Annotated in this window: 3 protein-coding genes; all 3 read left to right on the top strand. The window is 44.4% G+C overall.

Annotated features, from left to right (window positions below; all coding sequences use genetic code 11):
- The first annotated feature begins 320 nt into the window (after positions 1-320).
- Genes B3209_RS03695 through B3209_RS03705 form a run of 3 tightly spaced genes read left to right on the top strand, consistent with a single transcriptional unit; the run spans position 321 to position 2,219 of the window.
- Positions 321-908: a DJ-1/PfpI family protein gene (locus tag B3209_RS03695; protein WP_296689846.1), complete on the top strand. Its 588-nt coding sequence runs from the start codon at positions 321-323 to the stop codon at positions 906-908.
- 16 nt (positions 909-924) lie between these two features.
- Positions 925-1,389, top strand: coding sequence for a GNAT family N-acetyltransferase (locus B3209_RS03700; RefSeq protein WP_296689849.1), 465 nt, complete (start codon positions 925-927; stop codon positions 1,387-1,389).
- A gap of 11 nt (positions 1,390-1,400) precedes the next feature.
- Positions 1,401-2,219: a GNAT family N-acetyltransferase gene (locus B3209_RS03705; RefSeq protein ID WP_296689850.1), complete on the top strand. Its 819-nt coding sequence runs from the start codon at positions 1,401-1,403 to the stop codon at positions 2,217-2,219.
- The last annotated feature ends 291 nt before the right edge of the window (positions 2,220-2,510 follow it).

The raw sequence follows: 2,510 nt of genomic DNA on the forward strand, positions 1-2,510 counted from the left end.
ATTATCAACCGAGTTTCTTTCAAAAACATCGCAGGGTCAAGCCAGATAATGACATTAAATTATAAAACTCGAAGTTAAGGGTAAATAAAATACCTAATTGGCTGAAACGCAAATTTTATAAAAAGCACTTCATTCTCAGATTGCAAAGAAGCGGAATCAAGTTTAAGATTGGAAATAGCATTTTCACTGTCATTTCCGTGCACCGACACGAAAATCCACCGCAAGAGATTATCAAACGAGTTTCTTTCAGAAACGTCGCAGGGTCAAGCCAGATAATGATAAAGAAACCAGATAATGGCAAAAGAATTTTAGGAGATAGCATGAAAATAAACATTCTTCTTTTTGACAAATTTGAAACGCTCGATGCGTTCGGACCTGCCGAAATTTTCGGAAAAGCGCAGGAATTTGAACTTGACTATTTTTCAGTTGAAGGCAGAACCGTAACAAGCTCGCAAAATGTTTCCGTTATAACAAAACCAATCACAGAAGCAAAAGAAGATTCCGTATGGCTTATTCCCGGTGGCGAAGGAACTAGAAGCCTTGTTCACGATGAAGATTTTCTTTTAAAACTGAAGCAACTTGCCCAAAAATCAAAGTTCTGTCTTTCAGTATGTACCGGCTCTGCCCTTCTTGCAAAATGCGGCGCGCTTGATGGAATCCGGGCGACTTCAAACAAAAGGGCATTCGAATGGGTTAAAACAGTCTCGCAAAAAACACTTTGGATTGAAAAAGCTCGCTGGGTCGTATGCGAAAAATTCTATACGTCTTCCGGAATCAGCGCAGGAATGGACATGGCATTGGGCTTTGTTTCCGACACCCTTGGAAAAAACAGGGCGACGGAAATTGCCAGGCGGATTGAATACGTATGGAACGACAACCCGGAAAAAGACGACTTTTCAGTAAATTAAAAAAGGAAGCAAAAACATGATTCAAATCAGAAAAGCAACGGACGCAGACATAGACGCACTGATAAAATCCCGCTGCCGGACGATGCGTGAAGTATGTGGCTTCAGTGAAGACTATGAATTTTCCACCGAGTTCATGGAAGCCACAAAAGAATATTTTCTGCACGGAGACGGAACTACCGTAATCGCAACTGACGATTCCACCGGAGCACCGCAAATCGTGGGAAACGCAACGCTCTGCTACACAAACATGATGCCGACATTTTCTCACCCAAGCGGAAAGCGCGCGCACCTGATGAACGTACACGTTGAAAAAGAATTCCGCCGAAAGGGAATCGCTCGCAGAATGATTGAGCTACTTGCTGACGAAGCGAAAGAGCATGGAGTTACAGAAATCAGCCTTGACGCAACCGATGACGGCAGAAAGCTCTACGAGACAATGGGCTGGCGCACAAACAATGAGGCGATGGTGAAGGATTTATAGGAGAACCAGATTTGTCTGAAATTTTACATTCAAAAAAGCTCACGAACGAACAGATTCTAAAAACCGCAATGAGGCAGTCGGCAATTGACCTAAACTGCAACGAAATTGATTTTCTTCTGGACAAAAGCAAAGTCGTCATCTCAAAGGAAAATGCCGACGCACGCCGCTACCTCAAGCTTCCGTTCGCCGCAAATCTTGTTAGCTACGGAAACAACATCGTCGCATCCTGCTCACCCGAACTTTGCGCAATCGTTGAAGAATACATTTCGTTCTTTGTGTGGTACCACTGCTTTGAAACGCCGAATATGCACGTACTTTCCCGAAAACTGCGTCCGCTCGGATTCGACGTGTGCTTCATGGCGGAATATTGGCTGCCCGACGTGAACAAACTTTTTTCGGAAAATGAATCCGGAAAAAAATCATTCACCACAAAAATCCTTGAGCCGTGCGATTTCCAGAACCTTTACGTTGACGAATGGAGCAACGCTCTCTGCGCGGACAGAAAAAATCTTGACGTGCTGGCGGTCGCCGCATTCGATTCGGATTCACAAAAACTCGTTGGACTTGCCGGCTGCTCCGCGGACTGCGACACGATGTGGCAGATTGGCGTTGACGTTCTTCCCGAATATCGCCGAAAGGAAATCGCATCCACTCTCACAAGGGAACTTGCGAAAGAAACTCTGCGGCGCGGAAAAATTCCTTTCTACTGCTGCGCATGGTCGAACATAGTTTCCGCCCGCAACGCAATCAGAAGCGGCTTCCGTCCCGCTTGGTGCGAGCTGACCGTAAAACCGATTGAAGAAATTGAAAAGCTGAATGGGGAAAGGTGAAAATTGATGTTGGAATCACCGTAAAATTTGCGGCATCCGCTGGTTTTTAGCACTTGTTTTTCTCCTTGCATCAGGAATTTCTATCTAAAACCGGGCTTTTTCCAACGGAGGCTTGCCTGATTCTGTGTCATTCTACAGCCTGCCTAAGCAAATCGCAATTTGTAGGGGGAAAATTATATATAATATTTTAACTAGCCCAAACTTCGAGTTTTATGATTTAATGTCATTATCGGGCCTGACCCTGCGATGTTTCTGAAAGAAACTCGGTTGATAATCTATTGAAAATTTCCA

Source organism: Treponema sp. UBA6852 (genome assembly GCA_002449305.1).
Lineage (GTDB): Bacteria > Spirochaetota > Spirochaetia > Treponematales > Treponemataceae > Treponema_D.